General features: G+C 72.1%; 20 protein-coding genes and 2 pseudogenes. 15 read left to right on the forward strand and 7 right to left on the reverse strand.

All coding sequences use genetic code 11. The features are described 5' to 3' along the window. From AB0M56_RS36475 to AB0M56_RS36485, 3 genes and pseudogenes are all read left to right on the forward strand, one after another. A pseudogene (locus AB0M56_RS36475) lies at positions 1-429 on the forward strand (bifunctional 3,4-dihydroxy-2-butanone-4-phosphate synthase/GTP cyclohydrolase II); the annotation flags it as partial. Beyond that, complete coding sequence (gene ribH, locus AB0M56_RS36480) at positions 419-925, forward strand: 6,7-dimethyl-8-ribityllumazine synthase (protein ID WP_220238484.1); 507 nt, start codon at positions 419-421, stop codon at positions 923-925. The pseudogene AB0M56_RS36475 and the gene ribH, both read left to right, overlap by 11 nt. Positions 926-987: 62 nt before the next feature. After that, positions 988-1383, forward strand: coding sequence for a PH domain-containing protein (locus AB0M56_RS36485; RefSeq protein WP_364185104.1), 396 nt, complete (start codon positions 988-990; stop codon positions 1381-1383). A gap of 61 nt (positions 1384-1444) precedes the next feature. Here the strand turns inward: AB0M56_RS36485 and AB0M56_RS36490 are convergent, their stop codons facing one another. Both AB0M56_RS36490 and AB0M56_RS36495 read right to left on the reverse strand, forming a co-directional pair. Further along, positions 1445-2230, reverse strand: coding sequence for an exodeoxyribonuclease III (locus tag AB0M56_RS36490; RefSeq protein ID WP_364184874.1), 786 nt, complete (start codon positions 2228-2230; stop codon positions 1445-1447). Positions 2231-2307: 77 nt separating this feature from the next. Next, positions 2308-3024, reverse strand: coding sequence for a trypsin-like serine protease (locus AB0M56_RS36495; protein ID WP_364184876.1), 717 nt, complete (start codon positions 3022-3024; stop codon positions 2308-2310). Between the two features lie 219 nt (positions 3025-3243). Here AB0M56_RS36495 and uvrC point away from each other — a divergent pair, with 219 nt between their 5' ends. The 4 genes from uvrC to whiA are packed head-to-tail and all read left to right on the forward strand — an operon-like array spanning position 3244 to position 8193. Then, positions 3244-5283 (forward strand): excinuclease ABC subunit UvrC, encoded by a 2040-nt coding sequence (gene uvrC, locus AB0M56_RS36500; protein WP_364184878.1) that lies wholly within the window; start codon positions 3244-3246, stop codon positions 5281-5283. Positions 5284-5333: 50 nt separating this feature from the next. Further along, positions 5334-6191: an RNase adapter RapZ gene (rapZ, locus tag AB0M56_RS36505; protein WP_364185106.1), complete on the forward strand. Its 858-nt coding sequence runs from the start codon at positions 5334-5336 to the stop codon at positions 6189-6191. Beyond that, entirely contained in the window at positions 6178-7164 is a 987-nt protein-coding gene (gene yvcK / locus AB0M56_RS36510; RefSeq protein WP_220238488.1) for a uridine diphosphate-N-acetylglucosamine-binding protein YvcK, read from the forward strand. Before rapZ ends, yvcK begins: the two co-directional genes overlap by 14 nt. A 36-nt stretch (positions 7165-7200) precedes the next feature. Continuing rightward, positions 7201-8193 carry a DNA-binding protein WhiA gene (gene whiA, locus AB0M56_RS36515; RefSeq protein ID WP_285968830.1) on the forward strand — a complete coding sequence of 331 codons (993 nt, stop codon included), beginning with the start codon at positions 7201-7203 and terminating at the stop codon, positions 8191-8193. Here whiA and AB0M56_RS36520 read toward each other — a convergent pair. Next, positions 8190-9077: a hypothetical protein gene (locus AB0M56_RS36520; RefSeq protein WP_364184880.1), complete on the reverse strand. Its 888-nt coding sequence runs from the start codon at positions 9075-9077 to the stop codon at positions 8190-8192. The genes whiA and AB0M56_RS36520 overlap by 4 nt on opposite strands. A gap of 85 nt (positions 9078-9162) precedes the next feature. Here AB0M56_RS36520 and AB0M56_RS36525 point away from each other — a divergent pair, with 85 nt between their 5' ends. Both AB0M56_RS36525 and AB0M56_RS36530 read left to right on the forward strand, forming a co-directional pair. Then, positions 9163-9789 (forward strand): hypothetical protein, encoded by a 627-nt coding sequence (locus AB0M56_RS36525; protein ID WP_364184882.1) that lies wholly within the window; start codon positions 9163-9165, stop codon positions 9787-9789. 364 nt (positions 9790-10153) lie between these two features. Beyond that, positions 10154-10363 carry a Fic family protein gene (locus AB0M56_RS36530; protein WP_364185108.1) on the forward strand — a complete coding sequence of 70 codons (210 nt, stop codon included), beginning with the start codon at positions 10154-10156 and terminating at the stop codon, positions 10361-10363. On the opposite strand, the pseudogene AB0M56_RS36535 reads toward AB0M56_RS36530, so the two are convergent. After that, positions 10364-11199, reverse strand: a pseudogene (locus tag AB0M56_RS36535) (sterol desaturase family protein); the annotation flags it as partial. 71 nt (positions 11200-11270) lie between these two features. Between AB0M56_RS36535 and AB0M56_RS36540 the strand changes: the two are divergent. After that, entirely contained in the window at positions 11271-11879 is a 609-nt protein-coding gene (locus tag AB0M56_RS36540; RefSeq protein WP_364184884.1) for a TetR/AcrR family transcriptional regulator, read from the forward strand. Between the two features lie 431 nt (positions 11880-12310). Here the strand turns inward: AB0M56_RS36540 and AB0M56_RS36545 are convergent, their stop codons facing one another. Beyond that, on the reverse strand, positions 12311-12922 hold the full coding sequence (locus AB0M56_RS36545) for a hypothetical protein (RefSeq protein ID WP_364184886.1): 612 nt from the start codon (positions 12920-12922) through the stop codon (positions 12311-12313). Positions 12923-13000: 78 nt separating this feature from the next. Continuing rightward, complete coding sequence (locus tag AB0M56_RS36550; protein WP_364184888.1) at positions 13001-13438, reverse strand: PPOX class F420-dependent oxidoreductase; 438 nt, start codon at positions 13436-13438, stop codon at positions 13001-13003. Between the two features lie 77 nt (positions 13439-13515). Here AB0M56_RS36550 and AB0M56_RS36555 point away from each other — a divergent pair, with 77 nt between their 5' ends. The 4 genes from AB0M56_RS36555 to AB0M56_RS36570 are packed head-to-tail and all read left to right on the forward strand — an operon-like array spanning position 13516 to position 21128. Then, positions 13516-14988, forward strand: a complete 1473-nt coding sequence (locus AB0M56_RS36555; protein WP_364185110.1) for a hypothetical protein — start codon at positions 13516-13518, stop codon at positions 14986-14988. Beyond that, a complete protein-coding gene (locus AB0M56_RS36560; RefSeq protein ID WP_364184889.1) occupies positions 14988-15791 on the forward strand; it encodes a hypothetical protein in 804 nt (267 codons plus the stop codon). Before AB0M56_RS36555 ends, AB0M56_RS36560 begins: the two co-directional genes overlap by 1 nt. A 10-nt stretch (positions 15792-15801) precedes the next feature. Next, on the forward strand, positions 15802-20280 hold the full coding sequence (locus AB0M56_RS36565; RefSeq protein WP_364184891.1) for a hypothetical protein: 4479 nt from the start codon (positions 15802-15804) through the stop codon (positions 20278-20280). A gap of 38 nt (positions 20281-20318) precedes the next feature. Next, positions 20319-21128, forward strand: coding sequence for a TIGR03620 family F420-dependent LLM class oxidoreductase (locus AB0M56_RS36570; protein WP_364184893.1), 810 nt, complete (start codon positions 20319-20321; stop codon positions 21126-21128). Between the two features lie 215 nt (positions 21129-21343). On the opposite strand, the gene AB0M56_RS36575 is transcribed toward AB0M56_RS36570, so the two are convergent. Continuing rightward, on the reverse strand, positions 21344-21988 hold the full coding sequence (locus AB0M56_RS36575; protein WP_364184895.1) for a LysE family translocator: 645 nt from the start codon (positions 21986-21988) through the stop codon (positions 21344-21346). A gap of 72 nt (positions 21989-22060) precedes the next feature. Here AB0M56_RS36575 and AB0M56_RS36580 point away from each other — a divergent pair, with 72 nt between their 5' ends. Then, positions 22061-23236 carry a winged helix DNA-binding domain-containing protein gene (locus AB0M56_RS36580; RefSeq protein ID WP_364184896.1) on the forward strand — a complete coding sequence of 392 codons (1176 nt, stop codon included), beginning with the start codon at positions 22061-22063 and terminating at the stop codon, positions 23234-23236. The last annotated feature ends 14 nt before the right edge of the window (positions 23237-23250 follow it).

The raw sequence follows: 23250 nt of genomic DNA on the forward strand, positions 1-23250 counted from the left end.
GTGGCCGACGAGGGCCGCGGCGTCGTGCTCTACATCCGCGGCCACGAGGGCCGCGGCATCGGGCTGCTGCACAAGCTGCAGGCCTACCAGCTGCAGGATGCCGGCGCGGACACCGTCGACGCGAACCTCGCGCTCGGCGTCCCGGCCGACGCCCGCGACTACGGCACCGGCGCGCAGATCTTGTGCGACCTCGGCGTGCGGTCGATGCGGCTGCTCACGAACAACCCGGCCAAGCGCGTCGGTCTCGAGGGGTACGGCCTGCGGGTCACCGGCCGCGTGCCGCTGCCCATCTCGCCCAACCCCGAGAACCTGCGGTACCTGCGCACCAAGCGCGACCGCATGGGGCACGACCTCGCGCAGCTGGAGCACTACGAACAGGTGGGTGCCGCCGACCAGGCGGAGAAGGGGACAGCACCCGATGAGCGGTGAGGGACGGCCCGAGTTCGAGCTCGACCTGAGCGACTGCAAGGCGCTGAAGCTCGGCATCGTGGCCACGCGGTGGAACGCGAACATCACCGAAAAGCTCCTGGAGCGGGCGCTGGCGGCCGCGAAGGCGGCCGAGCTCGAGGAGGAGCCGACCGTCGTGCACGTCGCCGGCGCCGTCGAGCTGCCGGTGGTCGCGCAGGCGCTGGCCCGCCACCACGACGCGGTCGTGGCGCTCGGCGTGGTGATCCGCGGCGAGACCCCGCACTTCGACTACGTGTGCGACTCGGTCACCGCCGGTCTCACGCGCGTGGCGCTCGACGAGAGCACGCCCGTCGGCAACGGCGTGCTGACGGTCAACGACGAGCAGCAGGCGCTCGACCGCTCCGGCCTGCCGGGTTCGAAGGAAGACAAGGGCTACGAGGCCACGGTCGCGGCGCTCGACTCCGCCCACGTGCTGCGCGGTCTGCGCCAGCCGTGGACCGAGCGGGGATTCGTGTGAGCCCCGCCGTGAGTGAGCAGCAGGAGACCACGCTGGTGATCCGCCCTCGGCGGGCGCTGGTGATGTGCAGCGTGCTGGCCGTGCTGCTGCTCGCCGTGTTCATCGTCGTGGCGATCCTGCTGCGCAACTCCCACACCGGCGTCGTGTTCGAGAAGTCGGACCAGGTCGCGATGATCGGCATCGGCGTGCTGCTGGCGCTGGGCACGATGCTGTTCGCCAACGCCCGCGTGCGCGCGGACACGACCGGCATCGAGGTCCGCAACGTGATCACGACCCGCCGGTTCCTGTGGAGCGACGTGCTGTCGGTCAGCTTCCCCGACGGCGCTTCGTGGGCCCGGCTGGAGCTGCCCGACGACGAGTACTTCTCCGTGATGGCCGTGCAGGCTGTCGACCGTGATCGCGCGGTCGCCGCCGTGCGCGCGCTGCGCAAGCTGCACAAGGCGGCCACGGGTTCCTGACTCTTCAGACGAGAGAGCCGCCCGGACGTTCGTGGTCCGGGCGGCTTTTTTCGTTGGTGCGTCAGAGATCCAGGTCGACCACGATCGGCGCGTGGTCCGAGGGGCCCTTGCCCTTGCGCGCCTCACGGTCCACATAGGAATCCCGCACGGCCGACGTGAACGGCTTGCTGCCGTAGACGAGGTCGATGCGCATCCCCTTGTTGTTGGGGAAGTTCCCGGCGCGGTAGTCCCAGTAAGTGAACGGGTGGTCGTACTTCAGCGGCCGCGGGAAGACGTCGACAAGGCCGAGGTCGCGCAGCCGGGCCAGCGCCGCGCGCTCGGGCTCGGTGACGTGGGTGGAGCCTTCGAACACGGCCCGGTCCCACACGTCCGCGTCGGTGGGCGCGACGTTGAAGTCGCCGAGCACGGCGAACGGCGTGTCGGACAGCGTCGACAGCTCCGTCGCGACTGTCGTCCGCAGGGCTTCGAGCCACTCCAGCTTGTACGCGTAGTGCGGGTTCTCGGGCTCACGTCCGTTGGGCACGTACACCGACCACACGCGCACGCCGCCGCAGGTGGCGCCGACGGCGCGGGCCTCCGACGCGCCGTCGAACTGCGGCTCACCCGTGAGGCCGCGCACGACGTCGGTGATGCCGACGCGCGAGACGATCGCGACGCCGTTCCAGCGGCCGAGCCCGTAGGCGGCGACCTCGTAGCCCAGCGCCCGAACCGGCTCCAGCGGGAAGGCCTCGGTGGTGTTCTTCAGCTCCTGCAGGCACAGCACGTCAGGGCCCGAGTGCTCGAGCCAGTCGAGCACGCGCGGCAGCCGCGGCACGATCGAGTTGACGTTCCAGGTCGCGATCCTCACAACCGCCAGGATAGGGGTGCGTGGCCCGGGGCACCCGGCCACGCACCCCCGCTCGGGTTGTGTCGAATCGGCCTGGCTCAAACGCCCGCGGTGCTGCGGATCCACGAGCGACTGGTGGCGACGCTCGCGTAGTTGTTGGTGCCGCGGGTGTTCGTGCCGCTCTGGTTCTGCACGGTCGACGCGACGCCGACCTGCACGCCGTTCGACACCTCGGGCCCGCCCGAGTCGCCCTTCCACGCGGCACCGTTGATTCCGACGCTCTGGATCGCGCGGCCGCCGTACGCGTCGGTGGAGCGGCCGGTGACCTGCACGTTGGTGACCTTCAGCGCCGAAGCCGGCGGGCCGGTCGGGGTCGTGCGGCCCCAGCCGTAGAGCTGGTTGGTGCTGCCGGTGGCCGGGTCGGCGCTGCCGAGGGCGATCGGCGTGGCGGAGGTGGCCTGCGCGAGGTGCAGGAGGGCGATGTCGCCGTTGGGCGACTCCTCCTTGCGGTCGACGGCGATCTTGGTGCCGCCGAAGAGTGTGTTGGTGCCCACGCGCACGTACATGCCGCTGCCGTCTTCATCGAGGCAGTGCACGGCCGTCATCACCCACCGCGACGCGACGACCGTGCCCGAGCAGTTGAAGCCCTGGAAGTCGCGGCCCGGGGTGTTGACGTAGACCTGCGCGCCCCAGCTCACGGCGGGCGCGGTGCCGCCGCCCACGATGTTCGTCTGCGCGGTGGCGGTGGTGCCGCCGGCCAGGGTCAGCGCGGCCACTGCGGCCGTGGCGGCGCCGGCGAAACGGATGCTTCTCAAGGCGGAGTCCTTTCGGTGGGGACCGGAAGAGCCGGGTCTCGGCTGGAACGGACGGTAATCAGCGCGTCACCCGGCCGGGAACCGACGAAGGTCGCGCGTGTCCGAATCACCCGACTTCCGTCGGGTCGAGGGTGCGGTCGGGCCGCTAGCCGGTCACCGGACGGCCGCTGTGCACCGGGGGCTCGCAAAGTTGTCAGGGCCGCGCCATAGGCTGGGTGGGTGGCTGACCCGACCACCTACCGTCCCTCGCCGGGGAGCATCCCGGACGCCCCTGGCGTGTACAAGTTCCGCGACGCCTCGAAGCGGGTCATCTACGTCGGCAAGGCCAAGAGCCTGCGCAGCAGGCTCAACTCCTACTTCGCCGACCTCATGGGCCTGCACCCGCGCACGCGCCAGATGGTCACCACGGCCGCGAGCGTCGAGTGGACCGTGGTCACCACCGAGGTCGAGGCGCTGCAGCTCGAGTACAACTGGATCAAGGAGTTCGACCCGCGGTTCAACGTCCGCTACCGCGACGACAAGAGCTACCCGATGCTCGCGGTCACGTTGAACGAGGAGTTCCCCCGCCTGCACGTGTACCGCGGCGCGCGCAAGAAGGCCGTGCGTTACTTCGGCCCGTACTCCCACGCCTGGGCCATCCGCGAGACGCTCGACCTGCTGCTGCGCGTGTTCCCGGCGCGCACCTGCTCGGCGGGGGTGTTCCGGCGCCACGGCCAGATCGGCCGGCCCTGCCTGCTCGGCTACATCGACAAGTGCTCGGCGCCCTGCGTCGGGCGGGTCAGCGCCGACGAGCACCGCCAAATTGTCAGCGACTTCTGTGATTTTCTTGCCGGCCGCACCGACGCGATGATCCGCCGCCTGGAACGGGAGATGGCCGCCGCGTCGGACGAGCTCGAGTTCGAACGCGCCGCGCGGCTGCGCGACGACCTCGGTGCCCTGCGGCGCGCGATGGAGAAGCAGGCCGTGGTGTTCGGCGACGGCACCGACGCCGACGTGGTCGCCTTCGCCCACGACGAACTGGAAGCGGCCGTGCAGGTGTTCCACGTCCGTGGCGGGCGCGTGCGCGGGCAGCGCGGCTGGATCATCGACAAGGCCGAGGAAATGGCCGTGCCGGATCTGGTCGACCAATTCATCACGCAGTTCTACGGCGAGGAGTCCGACCGCGCGGCGCGCGACGGCCTCGACGCGGGCCCGGTCGTGCCGCGTGAGGTGATCGTGCCCGAGCTGCCGGCCGACGCCGAGGCGCTCGGCGAGTGGCTCTCGGCGATCCGCGGCTCGCGCGTGCGCGTGCGGGTGGCGCAGCGCGGGGACAAGAAGGCGCTGGCCGAAACCGTGGAGCGCAACGCGGGGGAGGCCTTCACCCAGCACAAGCTGCGCCGCGCCGGCGACCTCACCGCGCGCTCGGCGGCGTTGCATGAGCTGCAGGACTTCCTCGCGCTCGACAGCGCGCCGCTGCGCATCGAGTGCATCGACATCAGCCACATCCAGGGCAGCGACGTGGTCGCGTCGCTCGTGGTCTTCGAAGACGGTCTCGCGCGCAAGTCCGAGTACCGCCGGTTCGCGTTGCGCGAGGCCGCGGAAGAGGGCGATGTCGCGTCGATCGCGGAGGTCGTGCGCCGCCGGTTCCACCGCTACCTCAAGGAAACCGCCGAGGACAGCCCGGCCGAGACCGGCGAAATCAGTGGCGAAAGCAGCGCCGAAACGAACGGCGACAGCGCTGCTGACGGCGAGGCGATCGAACCCGCCCGCCCGGGCATCGACCCGGACACGGGCCGCCCGCGCAAATTCGCCTACCCGCCCAACCTGCTCGTGGTCGACGGCGCGGGCCCACAGGCCACGGCGGCAGCCGATGTGCTGGCAGAGCTGGGGATCACCGACATCGCGGTGGTGGGGCTCGCGAAGCGGCTGGAGGAGGTCTGGCTGCCCGCGGACCCCGACCCGGTGATCCTGCCGCGCACGTCCGAAGCGCTGTACCTGTTGCAGCGCCTGCGTGACGAGGCCCACCGGTTCGCCATCCGCTACCACCGGGAGAAGCGGTCCAAGCGGCTGTCGGCGTCCGAATTGGACAGTGTGCCCGGGCTGGGGCAGGCTCGGCGCACCGCGCTGATCAAGCACTTCGGCTCGGTGAAGAAGCTCAAGCAAGCCAGGGTCGAGGAGATCGAGGCGGTGCCCGGCTTCGGCAGGCGCACCGCGGAGGCCGTGGTGGCGGCATTGGCCGGGGAGACCGGTGCCGGCTCGGGAGGGGACAAGGGGTCGTGATCGGAGAAGGAACCATCGTGAGTGCGCAAGAGGACAACCGGGGAACCGGGATGGAGGTCGCCGTCGTCAGCGGCCTCTCGGGAGCGGGCCGCTCCACCGCGGCGAAGTGCCTGGAGGACCTGGGCTGGTTCGTCGTGGACAACCTGCCGCCGGAGCTGATCGCCACCATGGTCGAGCTCGGCGCGCAGGCGCGCGGCGCGATCACCAAGGTGGCTGTGGTGATGGACGTGCGTTCGCGCGCGTTCACTGACGACCTGGCCTCGGTGATCAAGGACCTGGACGCGCGCGGGTACAAGCCGCGCGTGCTGTTCTTGGAGGCCACCGACGCGGTGCTGGTGCGCCGCTTCGAGGCCGTCCGCCGCGGCCACCCGATGCAGGGCGATGGCCGGCTCGCCGACGGCATCACCGCCGAGCGCAGGCTGCTCGCGCCGCTGCGCGAGGAAGCCGACCTGGTGCTCGACACCTCCGCGCTGTCGGTGCACGACCTGCGGGCGAAAATAGAGGACGCCTTCGGCTCGGAGGCGAGCACGCAGACGCGCGTGACCGTGCTGTCGTTCGGCTACAAGTACGGCCTGCCGATGGATTCCGACCTGGTGATGGACGTGCGGTTCCTGCCGAACCCGTTCTGGATCCCGGAGCTGCGCGACCACACCGGGCTCGACGGCGAGGTCCGCAACTACGTGCTGTCGCAGGAAGGCGCGGAGGAGTTCCTCGACCGCTACCACCAGCTGCTGCGCCTGATCGGCGCAGGCTACAAGCGCGAGGGCAAGCGGTACCTCACGCTCGCCGTCGGCTGCACGGGCGGGAAGCATCGCAGCGTCGCGATCTCGGAAGAGCTCGCGCACCGACTGTCCAAGGAGGACGGAATGGCCGTGAAGGTGGTGCACCGCGACCTTGGCCGTGAGTGACGTACGCGCGGTCGCGCTCGGCGGCGGACACGGCCTGCACGCGACGCTCACCGCGTTGCGGCGGGTCACCCGGGAAGTCACGGCGGTGGTCACCGTCGCCGACGACGGGGGCTCGTCCGGGCGCCTGCGGCGTGAGCTGGGCCTCCTGCCGCCTGGCGACCTGCGGCAGGCCTTCGCGGCGTTCGCGGCCGAAGACGGCGGCACGCTGTGGGCCGAGGTGTTCCAGCACCGCTTCGGCGGCGACGGCGCGCTGGCCGGCCACGCGGTGGGCAACCTGCTGCTGGCCGGCCTGTTCGAGGTGCTCGGCGATCCCGTGGCGGCGCTCGACGAAGCGAGCCGCCTCACGGGGATTTCCGGACGCGTGCTGCCGATGTCGCCGGAGCCGCTGGAGATCGAGGCCGAGGTGAGCGGCCTCGACAGCGAGGATCCGGGGGCCGTCCGCCGGATCCGCGGGCAGGTCGCGGTGGCGAGCACACCCGGGCAGGTCCACCGCATCAGCCTGCACCCGGTCGGGCGTCAGGCGCGGCCGCCGCAGGGCTGCCCGCAGGCGATCGAGGCCGTGCTCGGCGCCGACGTGGTGTTCCTCGGGCCGGGCTCGTGGTTCACCAGCGTCTTGCCGCACGTGCTCGTGCCGGATCTGTACGACGCGCTCGTGCGCACGCGGGCTACCAAGGTGGTGGTCCTCAACCTTGTCCCCCAGCCGGGGGAAACTGCCGGGTTCTCACCGGAGCGGCATCTCGACGTACTCTTCGAACACGCCCCCGCGCTGCGGGTCGACGCCGTGATCGCGGACCGCGATTCCGTGCCGGACCCGGCAAGTCTGCGCCGGGCGGCGCAGCGGCTGGGTGGTCGCGCCCATTTGGGGGCGGTGGCCGACCCGGTCGTGGAGGGACGGCATGATCCTGATGCGCTCGCCCGGTGCATGCGAGAGGCTCTCGGCCTCGATGGGGGACACAGCGGGCACCGTGGCTGACGGCGGGCGCGCAGCGGAAGGCAGGAGGGGCAGTACATGGCGATGACCGCCGCGGTGAAGGACGAACTGAGCAGGCTCGAGATCACGAAGATCGGGCCACGCCGGGCGGAGGTCGCGTCGCTGCTTCGCTTCGCCGGCGGGCTGCACATCGTGGCCGGCCGCGTGGTGGTGGAGGCCGAACTCGACACGGGTTCGGTGGCCCGGCGGCTGCGCAAGGAGATCCACGAGCTCTACGGCCACCAGTCCGACGTGCACGTGATCACCGCCAGCGGTGGCCTGCGCAAGGGCACGCGGTACGTCGTGCGCGTCGTGAAGGACGGCGAAGGTCTCGCCCGCCAGACCGGGCTGATCGACCAGCGCGGGCGGCCGGTGCGCGGACTGCCCGCGGCCGTGGTGTCCGGCGGGGTCGCCGACGCGGAAGCCGCGTGGCGCGGCGCGTTCCTCGCCCACGGTTCGCTCACGGAACCGGGTCGCTCGTCGTCGCTGGAAGTCACGTGCCCGGGCCCGGAAGCGGCGCTGGCTCTGGTCGGCGCGGCCCGGCGCATGGGCATCCAGGCGAAGTCGCGCGAGGTCCGCGGGGCCGACCGGGTCGTGGTGCGCGACGGGGACGCCATCGGTGCGCTGCTGACGCGCCTCGGCGCCCACGCGAGCGTGCTGCAGTGGGAGGAACGGCGGATGCGCCGCGAGGTTCGCGCCACCGCCAACCGCCTCGCCAACTTCGACGACGCCAACCTCCGCCGCTCGGCCCGCGCGGCCGTCGCGGCGGCCGCCCGTGTCGAACGCGCCCTCGACATCCTCGGCGACACCGCCCCCGACCACCTCCTGGCGGCCGGCAAGCTGCGATTGTCCAACCGGCAGGCGTCGCTGGAGGAGCTCGGCCAGCTGTCCGACCCGCAGATGACGAAGGACGCGGTGGCCGGCCGTATCCGGCGCTTGCTCGCGATGGCGGACAAGCGGGCGAAGGACCTGAACATCCCGGACACGGAGTCCGCGGTGACGCCGGAGATGCTGGAGGACGAGGAAGCCTAGGCGGTTCCCGGCGGCGTCGGGGTTCGGAGTCGGGGCCGGGGCAGCTTGAGTTCGGTCACCAGCGCGCGCAGCCACGGCTGCGCGATCGCCGGTTCCTTCACGATCTCGCGCACCATCCGGTCCCGCACCTCGGCCGTCCGTCCCGCCGCGACGACCGCCAGCGCTTCGGCCAGGGCTTCGCGCGCTTTGTCGTCGTGCTGCGGCGCGCGGGCAGCCTCGGCGCCCCAGCGCTCGCGCGTGAACGAGCGCGTGAGTTTCGGTTGCCAGTTGCCGAAGTAGCTCCAGGTGTTCGCGTCGAGGGAGACGTTGCGGATGGCGCCGGCGGGCACCCCGGCCGTCCAGCCCGCGTGCTGGTGCCAGCGCCAGCTCTTGGGGCTCGTCGCGCGGCACAACGTGATGCCGAGGAACCGCAGGCGCCGCCGGACTTCCGGCCACGCGGCTCCCTCGTCTTCCGCCCATTGCCGGAGGATGCCGGTCAGGGACCCGAACGTGCCACCGGACGAGACCAGGTCCGTGAGCACCACCGGCGGCCCGCCACCCGCGAGCGCCGCGGGGGAGAGCCCGGCTTCGGCGAGGTTGGCGCGCAGCTGGGCCGTTTCACCGCGCCGCATCGGTCCGAGCAAGGGATTGTCGACCATCCCCAACGACAACGGCAGCAGGTGCAGCCGGCTCCGGTCGGTGAGCGCGCCACTCAACAGGTCGTACACGCTGTCCCCGGACCGCCCGACGAAGTACAGATCCCCGTCCTCGCTGCGCGCCAGCACCTTCGCCGCACACGCCGTGAGCTCGTCCAGGAACCACAACACGGGCGCCCCGGCGGGCAGGCTCCCGAGCTGGTCCGGGCGCACGAGATCCCAGCGATGCGGGCGGTTCGGTTCGGTCACCCCTCCAGAACATCATGCGGCGCAACCGAATTCGCCCGCGAAAACCGGTTGCGAGTCGACAGTGGACTGCGGGATCCTCACGCGTGTGTCGCTGTACGACTACTATCCGGCCGGGTTGACCTGGGCCGAGGTCGACCCCGCCGAGCACCCGTTCGACGCCGTAACGGCGGCCGGGATCATCGCGTCGGTTCCGTGGGCGGCGGGCGACGACTGGACCGAAGCCGTGCTGGCTGCCCTCGACCGGCAGCTCGGCCCGTGGACGCGTGGCTGGGCGTGGGCCCGCGACGAAGGCGATTTCGGCGGCGGTCCGGTCGCTTCGTGGTGTTGTGGCGCGCATTCCGTGACCACGCCGGCCGAAACGTCGGCGCGGGCCCTCGCCGCGCTGCGTGAATGGCGCGGCTGGCTGGAGCGGCTCGCCGAGCTGTTCGCCACGCACGCACTCCCGGCCGGTTCCCCCGAAGCGCGGCCGGCCGCGTGGGAGCGGGCCGTACCGGTGCTCGTGGAAGAAGTCGTGGACCGGACCGGCGCGGGTGACGCGTGGTACCGGCACTGTGCGCAGGTGCTGCAGTGGTTCCTGGCCTACCACGGGATCGCCGGCGTTAGGCTCGTCGAAGAAGCCGTCGGCGGCCGGTTCCAGTCCTGGACTGCACCCGAGGACTCCGACGTCGCCGACCTCGCGCGGCGGTTCGCTGCCGCCGACCCGCGTGCGTGACGATCTGCGGACCTGGCTCACGGTCCGCTCCGCCGTCGCGTGGGACGAGGTCCCCGACGTCACGCCGTGGACCGGGACCCGTGATGGCGTGGCCGAGTTCGTCGACACGATCGTTCGCCGTCGCGACGAGCAGCGGGCCGAGCGGCTGCTGGCCGGGCTCGCTCAGGTGCGGGCCGACGCCGGCCGCCCCCTCACGTTCGAACTCCTCGCCGGATGGCAGGAGCTCGCGCTCGGCGAACCGGCCGCGTTCCGCACCACCACCGCGTTCGCCAAGGACGGCCGGGAACGCTACGGCCCCACCACCATCGCGGAGTTCGACGCGCACCTCACCGACGCCCACGGCACGGCTCCGTTGCCGGCGCGCGTGGCGCGGGCGTACCTCGATGTCTGCTTCTTCCACCCGTTTCCCGACGGCAATGGCCGAGCGGCGATGCTCGCCGCGTACCACCTACTGACGAGCGACGGCGTGACCCTCGACCGGACCGGTCCGCTGTTCGTGATCAGCCGCCGCGCGGACGACGCGGCCGCGGCGGCCGGGCTTGCCCGGCTCGTCGGCAAGCTCGTGGCGGGGTGACCAGCCCGGCGGGCCGACCACGTACCCCGCCCGGTCCCGCCAACCTTGCGCACCACGAAGGTCGCGGAGGATTGACCGTACTCGTGGAACCCGACTTTCAGCAGGTTGTGCGTGCCGATGTTCGTGGTCAGCCCGTACGTCGGCCGCTTTCCCTCGGGGACGAAGCTGCGGAACAACCGGTCCCAGACGATCAGGATCCCGCCGTAGTTCGCGTCGAGGTACTCGGCGTCGCTGCCGTGGTGGACGCGGTGGTGCGACGGGGTGTTGAAAACGTACTCGAACCAGCGCGGCAGCTTCCGCACCTTCTCCGTGTGCACGAAGAACTGGTACACGAGGTCGATCGACAGGCCGGTGAGGATCATCCACGGCGGGATCCCGCACATCGCCAGCACGGACCAGAACGGCAGCTGGAAGTACGGGGTCCACTTCTGCCGCAGCGCCGTCGAGAAGTTGTAGTGCTCGCTGGAGTGGTGCACCTGGTGCCCGGCCCACAGCAGCCGCACGCGGTGGCTCGCGCGGTGGTAGGCGTAGAACACGAGCTCCTGGCCCAGCAGCATGAGCGCCCACGTCCACCAGTCGCGCGGGTCGAACTTCACCGGCGCCAGCTCGAAGAGCGCGGCGAAGACCACCAGCATCACGAGCCGGAACAGCGCGTTCACGCCGAGCGCGACCGTGCCCATGAACATGCTGGTGCGAGTGTCGGCGGCGCTGTAACCGACCACGTCGTCGTCGTGGCCGAGCACGTGCACCGCGACGATCTCGACGGCCACGAACAGCAGGAACACCGGGATCGCGTACAGCACCGGGTCGCGCAGGTGCGCCAGGAAGTCGGCCACGTCGTCTCCTCCCGAACGGAACTAACTCTTAGGTAACTTACCCCAGGGTCACTTACGGTAGGCTCAACCGCGTGACAAGGTCAAGGGCCGTCGGGACGAAGGGTGTGCCTCGTGGCGAGCGCGAGTCGCAGATCCTCGTGGCGGGCACCGAGGAGTTCGGCCGGGCGGGGTACGCGGGCGCGTCGATGGTGGAGATCGCCCGCCGCGTGGGCGTCACGAAACCCCTGCTGTACCAGTACTTCGGGTCGAAGGAAGGGCTGTACCTCGCGTGCCTGCACCGCGCGGGGGACCGGCTGACGGAAGGCGTGGCCGAGACCATGGCGGCCGGCGGCGACCCGGAGCGCATGCCGCTCGCGGTGCTGGCAGCGATCTTCGCGACGTTCGACCACGACCGCTACGCGTGGAAGCTCCTGCGCGACCCGACGGTGCCCGCGACGGGCGACATCGCCGCCGCGGCGGGTGACTACCGCGAACGCCTCGACGCGTTCGCCCTCGTCGGCGCCGGTCAGCTGCTGGGTTCGCGCGGGTCGTCGGACGCGCTGGACGTCGAGGCTCTCGCCCACGTCTGGACCGGTGTCGTGGACTCGCTGATCAGCTGGTGGATCGACCGGCCCGCCGAGACCGCCGCGGTGATGACCGACCGCTGCGCCCGCGTGATGGCCGCGCTCTTCGGCTGGTGACCAGTCCGCTGTGGACACCCGCGGACACCGGCGCGGCCGGGACGACCGGCGCCGCTCCGGTCGTCCCGGCCGCGGTCCGGGGTGCGCCCCGCCGCGAAGGCGATGGCGCTGGTGTGCGCCAGGGTTGACCGGCGCCGCTCCGGTCAACCCTGGCGCAGTCCTGGGTTCCGGCACGAGTGCGCGCCGCCGAGGGGCGTCGCGCCGAGGGAACCCCTGTGGGGCAGGGGGTCCGGCGGCGGCGGTGCGGCCGGGAGGGCGGAGCGGGGAGGTGCCGGGTGTGGTCGAGGTCTGATCGAGACTGATAGTTAGGAAACTTTCCTATCTATTGGAGGAAATGACACCATCCCGGACGGGGTGGTGTCAATACCGGACCGCTCGATCACTGTCCGTCAACCGACCGCTCGCCAGTATCGACCTGCGCGCAACGGGGATCAGTCGAGCAGCCAGGCGAACTCTCGGCGGCGGCCGAGTTCCGCCACCGCCTGCTCGGCGGCGTCCTTCGTCAACGCGGGGATCACGATGAAGTTCTTCACGAAGAACTCGACGGCGCGGGGCTCTTTGCGGCGGTGGACGTGGTCGTCGAGGTCGTCCCACCCGACCGCCTCGGCGAGCCGCCGCAGGTCGTGGAAGGTGACCGGGAACCGCCGTTCGCCGCACCGCAGCGAGGCGGACAGGGTGCCGAGTTCGCCGATCCGCGTCCAGTCGGCGCCGTCCGGGACGTCCAGCGACCAGGCCGACTCAGGCCCGGGGCCGAGTCGCAGCAACCAGTCCCGCTCACCGCTGCGCCCGAGGCGATCACCGGCGCGCGCAACCTGCTCCCTGGTCACTTCCGGCACCAGGACGACGTTCGGCTCGTAGAAGGGCGCCGACTCGTTCACGAGGTCGGCGTCCTGGACGATCCGGTACGGGTCGTAGACGATCGCCGGGAACCGGCGCCCGGCGTGGTCGAGGGCGACGTGCAGCAGCACGCCTCGGTCCGTCGCCTCCACCCAGGCGAAGTCGTCGAGGTTTTCGGGCAGGACCAGCGTCCAACGACCGCTCACGCCGACCAGTTTCTCCGCCCGGTCAACCGGTTTGCGCTTCTTCGCCGGCATGACCCGCGAGGAAGCGAGACGAGAACTTCAGCCCGCGATGTCCGAGCGCGCGATCACCTTCGTGATCTTTGCCCGGACGAGCGATTCCTCCGGCACGGCGTTGCGCTTGCCGTACGCCTCGGCCTGGTCCGCGCCCATGTAGCGGCCGGCGAGCCGGGTCGCCCATTCGAGCATCTCGTCGAGGTCGTGGTGCAGCGTCGCCTCGGCCGTGAACTGCACGTAGGAATACGGCGGCTTCTGGTCGTCGACGGCCAGCGACAGCCGTGGCTCGCGGCGCAGCGCCTTGCCCTTCAGCGTGTCCGTGCCCGTGGTGAACACGATTTCGTCACCGTCGGGGCCCTCGTTCAGCAGAAACCAGATCGGCGTGACGATCGGGGCGCCGTTGGCGCGAACGATCCCCAGCATCCCCGTCCGCGTGCCTTCGGTCGCGAACGCCCACCACTCGGCCCTGCTCATCTCACGCATGTGGGTCACGCTAGCCGTCCGCGTGTGCGGGCGCCTGAGCAGTCCGACTAGCCTGGCCTGCTGTGCGAGACGACGAGATGGGGTTCGCGGGCTTGGCCGACGAGGGGCTGACCCGCCGGCTGAAGGCGCTCGCGTGCACCGCGCCGCTGCACGACCTCGACGCGCGCAAGGCCAAGCTCGACTGGGCCGACGCGACGATCTACCAGATGGCCGAGATCGCGCTGCACACGATCGACCAGGTCACCATCGCCATGGACTTCGACACCGGCGCCGGCCACGACCAGGTCATCGACCGGCTGCTTCCGTTCATCTCGCAGCAGGCGCCCTCGCGCACTCCGTTCGAGCACGTGCGCGTGGCGAAGTGGGTGCTGGACAACCTCATCAACGTCGGCACCACCGACCGCGGCTTCCGGCGCGTCTACGGCTCGATGGGGCCGGGCGGGTACCAGCGCCGCCAGTTCGACTTCAAGCTGCTCGTCGAGCTGGCCGCGCCCGACGGCGAGGTGTACCTGCGCGCGACCGACGAGGCGATCAACGTGCTCGTCGGCGCGCTGGACACCGATGTCGAGTCGGCCCAGATCGCGGCCGAGGTGAAGCTCGAGAACCTGATCAACCGCGGCCGGCTCGCCGACGCGAAGCTCGCGGCCGAGCAGGCGCGCTACCGCACTGTGCAGTACGGCGAGACCCTGCGCGCCAAGCTCGACGCCACGCGCCGCGATGTGCGCGCCGTCGACTGGGAGCTCGAGGTGCCGGATCTGATCGACTCCGCGCTCGGGCACATCGAGTCCCGCTTCCGCGCGGAGAACGCGATCATCAAGAACATCACCACCGCGCGCGACGAGTCGGAGGAGCTCGACCACAAGAGGCGCGCGGCCGAGCTCGTCGACATCGTCGCCGACTGCATCCGCCGCCACACGCGCCTGCAGTCGCGCCTGGCCGCCGCCGGCGCCGTGTTCCGCGCCGAGCAGGACCGCCAACAGTTCTCCGGTCCGCCGCAGCGCGCGACGATCGACCTGTTCGGCCAGCTGCTCGTCCCGACGCTCGGCCTGCCGCTGGCCGACGCCGTCGCGCCCGCCGAGCACTTCTTCCACGCGGTCGCGGGCATCACGCCGCCCGTGGTGCCCGCGCTGTCCTCGCTCGTCTCGCTGCTGCTGCGCCCCGCGCCTGAGCGCGACCAGCTCGTCGGCGAGATCCCCGAGCCCGAGCTGATGCCGGCCGAGGACACCGACCGCTTCGGCGACGACGTGTGGCGCCTCGCCGACGACCTGCTGGACCTGCCCGACGTGCCGCGCCGCCTGTCGGGCCTGCTGGAGGACGCGCGCCGCACGAAGCAACCCGGTCTGGCGACCCTGGTCGCGCTGCGCGCCCTGCACGCCTACAGTCCCGAGGTCGGCGCCGCGCGCCGCCAGGGGGAACGCCACGTGCTGCTGGCCGTCGACGACGGCACGCTGCTCGTCGACCCCGAGTTCGGTGGCGCCGACCTGCTGCTGTCCACCGCCGAGGTCGAGCGCGCCGAAGAGAGCACCGAAGACAGCGAGGAGGTCGCCTGATGCCCGTGACCCACACGAGCGTCGACGCCGAGGCCGCCGCGCGCCTGGTCGCGTTCGGCATGCGCCCGAAGCAGTTGCCCGCCCGCGACGTCGTCTACGGCGAGCTGGTGCGCCGCTACGCCGAGGACAACGCGTTCAAGGCACTCACGCACGCCGTCGCGTCGGGTCTGGGGCTGATGGTGCTGGAGGTCAACCAGCGGGCGGGCGCCGTGCTGGCCGCCGTCGACGAGTCGATCTTCGAGATCAAGATGGACACCTACGCGCGCCAGGCCAAGATCCGCGAACGCCGCGAGACGGAGAAGGTCATCCACGGCCTCATCCACCTCGCCGCCGCGGCGCTGGCCTACCCGCGGCCCGACGACCTCGCCAACGACACCTACATCGGCCGCGTGAGCGTGGAGCAGGTCGACGCGATGGTCCGCGAGGCCGCGCGCATGCTCGACGAGCGCGCGCAGCAGGCCAAGGCCAACAACGACCCGCTGGCCGACGCGCCGGAGCTGGAGCAGGCGTGGCGCGCCTACGCCCGGCGCCCGGCCGCGGCGGCCACGAAGGACGGCCGCATGGCCGCCGACACCACCCGGGGCATGGTCGCGCGCGCCCTGCGGTTCCTGGCCGACCAGGGCTTCCTGGTGCCGGTGAGCGACGAGCAGGGCGGCACCTACCGCACCACGCCGCGGTACCAGATCCAGGTGCGCGAGCTGGCCGCCGACGCGGCGTTCGACGATCTGCTCGCGCTCGACGTCGTCGCGGTCGCGAGCGCGGGGGGAACGCTGCGCGCGGCCTCTTCGGACACGTTGCAGTAGAGGGGATTCGATGTACGAGCTTTCGCGGGTCCGCCTGCACTCGGTGGGCCCCGCGGGCGCCCGCTACCAGGACGTGGTGCTGGACTTCAGCGGCGTCGGCGCAACCATCACCGCGCCGAAGCAGGACGCGCTGTTCAGCGCCGGCATCCACGCCGGGGGACCGGTGCGCCGGCCCTCGCCCGCGAGCGTGCTGTTCCTGGAGAACGGCGGCGGCAAGTCGGTGCTGATCAAGCTGATCTTCTCCGTGATGCTGCCCGGCCGCCGCCAGGTGGTCGGGACCACGAGCACGAAGGTGCTGGAGAAGTTCGTGGCGGCCAAGGACGTCTCGCACGTGGCGCTGGAGTGGCTGCACGTGGAGACCGGGCACCGCGTGATCACCGGCAAGGTCTCGGAGTGGCGCGGGCACGTGACGTCGGCGGACTCGGAGAACCTCGTGGACTCCTGGTACGCCTTCCGCCCGACGCAGGAGCTGGGTCTCGACTCGCTGCCGCTGACCGAGGACGGCCGGCTGCTCACCATGTCGGGCTTCCACGACCGGATCGCCGCGGCCGCCATGGCCGAGCCGGAGCTGGAGCTGTCGTGGACGCGGCGTCACCACGAGTGGACCGGCCGGCTCGACTCGCTCGGCCTCGACACGGAGCTGTTCCGCTACCAGCGCGCGATGAACGCAGGCGAGGGTGAGGCGGCCGACGCGTTCCAGTTCTCCACCGACGAGGCGTTCGTGGAGTTCCTGCTGCGTGCCGTGCTGTCGGAGGACGAGCCGAAGGACCTCGCCGAGGTCGTGTCGACGTATGCGCACAACCTTGCGCAGCGCGGCGATCTGCTGGCGGAGAAGGACTTCGTGGAGGGCGCGCTCGAGCTGCTCGGCCCGCTCGCCGAGGAGGAGGGCGTGGCGGCCGCGTCGCGCCGGATCGCCGAGTCGGCGCGCGCCGACCTGCGCGAGCTCGCCGGCCGGATCCACGCGCGCAACGAGCTGGAGAACGCGCGGCTGTCCGGGCTCGAAGAACACGTCGACGAGGTGAAGTCGGCGGAGAAGCTGGCCGAGGGCGACCACCGCCGGCTGGCCGCGGGTGTCACCGAGCTGCGGCGGCTCGTCGCCGTGCTGCGGCTGGAGGAGGCGCAGGAAGCCCGCCGGCGCGTGGACGCGGAGCTCGCCGACGCGAAGACGGCGGTCGAGGCGTGGCGCGAGACCGCGACCGTGCTGAACCAGCTGAACGCCTCCCGCAAGGCGAAGGACCTGCGCGAGCTCGTCGGCAACCGCGAGGAGAAGGCGAAGCCCGCGCTGGCGGCGCGCAACTCCGCGGCGTCGGCGCTGGCGCGTGGCCTCACGGCGCTGGCCCGCGACGCGCAGCGCCAGGCGGACAAGGCCGAGGCCCACGCCGGCGCTTTGCGTGCGGAGGCGGAGAAGGCGCAGACCGATCGGGACGAGGCCGCGAACCTGGCGGCGTCTCGGCGAGCTGAGGCGCGTGGGCTGTCTTCGCGGATCGCCGAGCTGCGCGAGGAAATCTCGACGTCGGTCCGAAGTGGACTGTTGACGGCCGGCACGGACGTCGCGGAAGCCTCGCGCGCGGCCCGCGTCCAAGCCGACGAGTCGGCGGCCGAGCTGGGCCGGCGTGAACAGGAGCTCGACCGCGCGGCGGAGGATCTGCAGGCGGCGCAGCGGGCCGTGAACGAGGCCAATCAGCTCGCCGGGTCCACTCAGGACCGTCTGGTGCGCGCGGCGGAAGACCTCGACCGAGCGCACCGGCGGACGGACGCGCTCGCCGTCGAACCCCGGCTCGTCGAGCTGCTCGGCGCCGACGACGTGCGCCTCGAAAGTGACCTTCCCGTCCTGCTGCAACGGCTTCGGGAAGCGAGCGCGGCCGTCGAGAAGGAGCAGACGGCGCTCCGAATGGAGGAGTCGGCCGACGAGCGTGCGCTGGCCGCGCTCGGCTCCGGCGGGCTGCTCCCGCCGCCGCACGACGTGCAGGCCGCGCTGGACGCCCTGGAAGAAGCCGGCATCACGGCGTGGTCCGGCTGGCGCTACCTGTCCAAACTGGACGCCGGCCGCCGCGCCGACGTGCTGGATCGCCTGCCGCAGCTCGTCGCGGGCGTGCTGCTGAACGACGCCGCGCAGGTGCCGCGGGCGCGTGAGGTGCTGGCCGCCGGGCGGCTGCTGCCCAGCGCGGTGATCGCGGTCGGCACCACGGAGGCGTTCCAGAGCGACGACGGCGAGGCCGCGGCCGGTGTGGAGTTCCTCGTGCCGCCGAATCCGGCGATGTACGACGAGGAAGCGGCCGACACCGAACGCGAGGCCGTCGCGCTGCGGCACGCCGAACGCCAGCGGCGGCTGGAGCAGCTCGCCGGTGCGCTCGCCACCGACGGCGCGCTCACGTGGAAGCTCACGACCTGGCGCGAGGACTACCCGGCCGGGGCGATCGCCACGCTCGCGGAGCAGGCCGAAAGTGCCCGCGTGGCACGGGAAACCGCGCAGATCGCGCTCGGTCAGGCGGAGACGGAGTTCGCGCGGCTGAGTGAAAAGGCGGCGGCGCTGCGCGAACGCGTGCCGGCGTTGCGGCTGGCTGTGGCCGACGGCGAGGAGAAGGCGCGCCGGCTGGGTGAGCTCACGACCCGGGCCACGCGCGTTGCCGAGTGGACCGAGGAAGTCGCGCGGGCCACGGAGATCGCGGAGCGCGCCGAGGCCACGGCGGCCGACGCGGCGGCTCGCGCGGCGCGGCTGCGCGAGCAGGCGGGGGAGGAGCAGCGGACCGCGGACGGGCACCGCCGCACGGCGACCACCGCGCGGTCGGAGCTGGCCGAGGTCCCGGGGGCGGCCGAGGTGACCGAGGACGCCGAGGCGCCGGTCGAGCCCGTGGACGCGCTGCGGCGAACGTTCGCGTCGGCCTCGGAGGCCTACGCGAAGGTGGAGGTCGGGAGCGACCTGCGCGCGGAACTGGAGCAGGCCGAGTCCGCGGAAGCCGCGGCGGGCTCGGCGCTCGAAGCGCTGGACGAAGCCGTGCGCACACGGGCGGCGGAGCTGCTGGAGACACCGGACGGCTCGGACGCTTCGGCTCGCGCTGCCGCGTTGGCCCGCGCGCGCCGCGTCGTCGACTCCGTCGAGGAGGACCGCACCGAGGCGATCGGGCAGGTGTCCACGCGGCGGGCGGAGCTGGACGTGCTGCCGCTGCAGACGGGCGCGGCCTCGCTAGCCGAGCGGCCCCGCGACATCGAGCACGGCCTGGAGCTGATCGACGCCGCTTCGCTGGAGGTTTCGGCGGCGGCGCGCACGTGGGAAGAGCTGCAGGAGCGGCGTGCGGCGGCGGAGGCGACGCTGGACGCGGCGAAGGCGTCGGCGTCCGGCTTCGGGCTGCTCGGCGAATCGCTCGCGCACCTGCTGCCGGAGGACCCGGCCGAGGCGTACGACGGTGACGTCGAATCGGCCCGCACCAAGCATTCTCAGCTGAACACGGTGCTGACGACAGCGCAGGAAGCCGCCGACGCGGGCGACCGCCGGGTGCGCGCGGCCGCGGACCAGCTGGCGCAGTACGCCACGGAGAAGCGCTTCGAGAAGCTCAGCACGCCCGTGCGCCAGCAGGTGATCGCGGTGAAGCGCGACCAGTTGCCCGGCCACGCGGCCGAGTGGGCCGAGGCGCTGCGGCCGCGGCTGCGCACGCTCACCGACGACCTCGCCCAGATCGATCGGCACCGCGGCGGCATCATCACCCGCCTGCAGGGCATGGTCGACGGCGCGCTGCGCACCCTGCGCTCGGCCCAGCGCGTGTCGCGGCTGCCCGACGGCCTCGGCGACTGGTCGGGCCAGGAGTTCCTGCGCATCCGCTTCACGGAGCTCGAGGACAACGTGCTGGCCGAGAAGCTCGGCGAGGTCGTGGACGAAGCCGCGGTGGGCAAGACGGCCGACGGCCGCGACGTGAAGCGCGACGGCCTTTCGCTCGTGCTGCGCGGCGTGCAGGTGGCCGCGCCCAAGGGGTTCCGCGTCGACATGCTCAAGCCGGACTCCGTGCTGCGCACCGAACGCCAGCGCGTGTCGGAGATCCGCGACGTGTTCTCCGGCGGCCAGCAGCTCACCGCGGCGATCATCCTGTACTGCACGCTCGCGTCGCTGCGCGCCAACAACCGCGGCAAGGCCCGCAACCGCCACTCCGGCGTGCTGTTCCTGGACAACCCGATCGGCCGCGCGTCGGCGGGCTACCTGCTGGAGCTGCAGCGTGCCGTCGCGGAGGCGCTGGGCGTGCAGCTGATCTACACGACAGGCCTGTTCGACGCCGGCGCGCTCGCGGAGTTCCCGCTGATCGTCCGCCTGCGCAACGACGCCGACCTGCGCGCCGGGCGCAAGTACCTGTCGGTGGACTCGACCGTCCGCAACTCCCTGGAGGACCTGGGCGAGCCGGACGGGGTGGCCCGGCTCTCGGCGACGCGGATGTTCGCGAAGGTGAGTGAGCCGGTCCCCGAGCCGGCCGAGGATTCCGCTGTGGACGAACAACCCGCGTGACGCGGAACAGCGCCGAGGCGGGGGGAGTTGCCCCCGGCATGAGCGAACTGGGCCCACTGGGCGCGGCGACACCCGCGTTCGACACCACGGACTCGGCAGCCGCGGTCGCCGCGGCCGTGCGGCTGGAGGAACTCGGCTACGCCACCTTGTGGATGCCGGGCGGCCAAGGTGACAACCTGGCGCTCGTCCCGGACCTCGTCCGCGCGACGCGGCGGATCACCGTGGCCAACGGGATTCTCTCCGTGGACCGGGTCCCGGCCGCCGAGGTGGCGACGGTGTACCGGGCGCTGGCGGCCACGCACCCCGGCCGCTGGCTGCCCGGCCTCGGCGGCGCCCACGGCCCCCGTCCCCTCGCGACGCTCACGGCGTACCTCGACGAGCTGGACACCGCGGTCCCCGCTTCAGCGCGCGTGCTGTCCGCTCTGGGCCCCCGCATGCTCGAACTGGCCCGCGACCGCGCTTCGGCCGCGTACCCGTTCCTCGTGACGCCCGACTACGTCGCCTCCGCGCGCGAGCTGCTCGGCGCCGGCACGCGCCTGGCGGTGCTGGTCACCGTCGTCGCGGAGCCCGACCCGGCCCGCGCCCGCGACCTCGTGCGCGGCGGCTCGCTGCGTTTCCTCGCCGGCGTCCCGGGTTACGCCGCCAACTTCCGCCGCATGGGCTTCACTCCCGCCGACCTCGCCGACCTGTCCGACCGCCTCGTCGACGGGGTCACCGTCCACGGCTCGTTCGACACGGTGGTGACCCGGCTGCGCGAGTATCGGGCCGCGGGTGCCGACCAGGTGGTGGTGTCGCTGGACGGCCTGCCCGAATCGTGGCACGGCGACCTGGTGGCCGCGCTCGGTTAGTCCTTGCGGCCGGTGGACGCACAGTCTCCGGACATCGTCGCGTTCGTCAGTGTCCTTGCCCGGCTCCGTCGCGCCGCACGATCTCGGCCGGTGGCTCCTGCGCCGCGGCGACTCTCCTTGTCCGATGCGGCAGGTGCGACTTTGCGTTTCCCGGGCCATCAGGCGAACCTCGAAACGGCCGACCGGATCGTCGTCAGTTCCGCGCCGAAGCGGAATCAGTCCTTGCGGCCGGTGAACGCGAGCGTCGCGCCGAGGCCGATCATCACCAGGCCGCCGGTGCCGCCGACGAGTTCGAGGCGGCGGGGCGAGCGGGCGAACCACGTGCGGGCCGTGCCGGCGACCAGGGCCCACGCGGTGTCCGACGCGAGCGCGATCACCGGGAGGCAGAGGCCGAGCAGCAGCATCTGCGCGGGCACCGAGCCGGCGGCCGGGTCGACGAACTGGGGCAGCAGCGCGGCCAGGAAGACGATGGACTTGGGGTTCGCGAAGCCGACGATGAAGCCGTCGCGCAGCACGGTCAGCGTGCGGCCCGGGGTGGTGCGCACGGCCGCGGCCATGGCGTCGGCGAGTTTGCGGCGCTTGCGGATCGCCTGCACGCCCAGGTAGACGAGGTAGAGCGCGCCCGCGAGCTTGATCGCGGTGAAGACGGTGGCGGACGTCGCGACGACCGCGCCCAGCCCGAACGCGATGGCCACCACCTGCGTGTAGACGCCGGTGGCGTTGCCCAGCACGGTGAGCAGCGCGTCGCGGCGGCCCACGGTGAGCGCGCGGCTGATGGTGAACAGCACGCTGGGCCCGGGGACGACGACCATGAGGAACGTCAGCGCGGCGAAGGCCGCGAAGTGCGCAGGCGTGACCATCTCCCGAGCGTAGAACGCGCGGCCGCGTCGGCACGAGACGTTTTTGTCGGATCCCGCTGGTACAACGACAGCGTGAAGATCTCCCTCGCGCAACGCCGTGCCCGGCTCGGCGTGCGCCACCACCTCGCGGTTCCCGCGGCCACCGTCGAGGAGGCCGCCGCCGGGGTCGTCGCCCTGCACGCGACCGACCCGGCGTCGGTGTTCCTCGCCGCGTGGGCGCGGGTGCCGGAAGTGGGCGTCGCCGATGTCGAGCGCGCGCTGTACGAAGACCGCACGTTGTTGCGGCTCCTCGGCATGCGCCGCACGATGTTCGTCGCCGAGGTGGCCACGGCCGCGCTCGTGCAGGCCGGCTGCGCGAGCGATATCGCTGCGAAGCAACGGAAACTGCTCGAACAGCACCTCGGCACGGTCGGCCATCCCACCAATGTGGACGATCCACCGAGCTGGCTCGCCGACGTTGCCGCGAGCGTCGAGAAAGCCTTGCGCGCCAGGGGATCCGCCACCGCGCAGGACCTGGTCGACGACGAACCGCGCCTGCGCCAGCAGCTCCACATGGCCAAGGGTAAGCCGTACGCGGCGATCGGCAACGTCACCAGCCGCGTGCTCTTCCAGCTCGCCGTCGACGGCCGCATCGTGCGCGGACGCCCGCGCGGCAGCTGGCTCAGCACGCAGTACCACTGGGCCCCGCTCGACGGCTGGCTCCCCGGCGGCCTGCCCCCGGTCCCGACCGCCGACGCCCGCGCCGAACTAGCGCGGCGCTGGCTGCGCGCCTTCGGCCCGGCACCCGTCGCCGACCTGCGCTGGTGGACCGGCTGGACGGCCGGCCAGACCAAACAGGCCCTCGCCGCCGTCGCTCCCACGGAGGTCGACCTCGACGGCGAACCCGGCCTCGTCCTGTCCGACGACCTCGAGCCCGTCCCGGAACCGGCACCCTGGGTCGCTCTGCTCCCCGCCCTCGATCCGACGCCCATGGGCTGGTCCGCCCGCGACTGGTACCTCGGCCCCCACCGCCCCGCCCTCTTCGACCGCAGCGGCAACATCGGCCCCACCGCCTGGTGCGACGGCCGCGTCGTCGGCGCCTGGGCCCAGCGCCCGACCGGCGAGGTCGTGCTGCGCCTCCTGGAGGACGTCGGCGCCGACCGGGCGGCCACCCTGGAAGCCGAAGCCGCCCGCCTGACGACGTGGCTGGGGGAGACACGCGTGGTGCCGAAGTTCCGCACCCCGGCCGAACGTGAGCTGTCCACGTGAGCGCGCCGACGAGC

Origin of the sequence: Amycolatopsis sp. NPDC051372, assembly GCF_040682095.1 — a bacterium.
In the GTDB taxonomy this organism is placed as follows: Bacteria; Actinomycetota; Actinomycetes; order Mycobacteriales; family Pseudonocardiaceae; genus Amycolatopsis.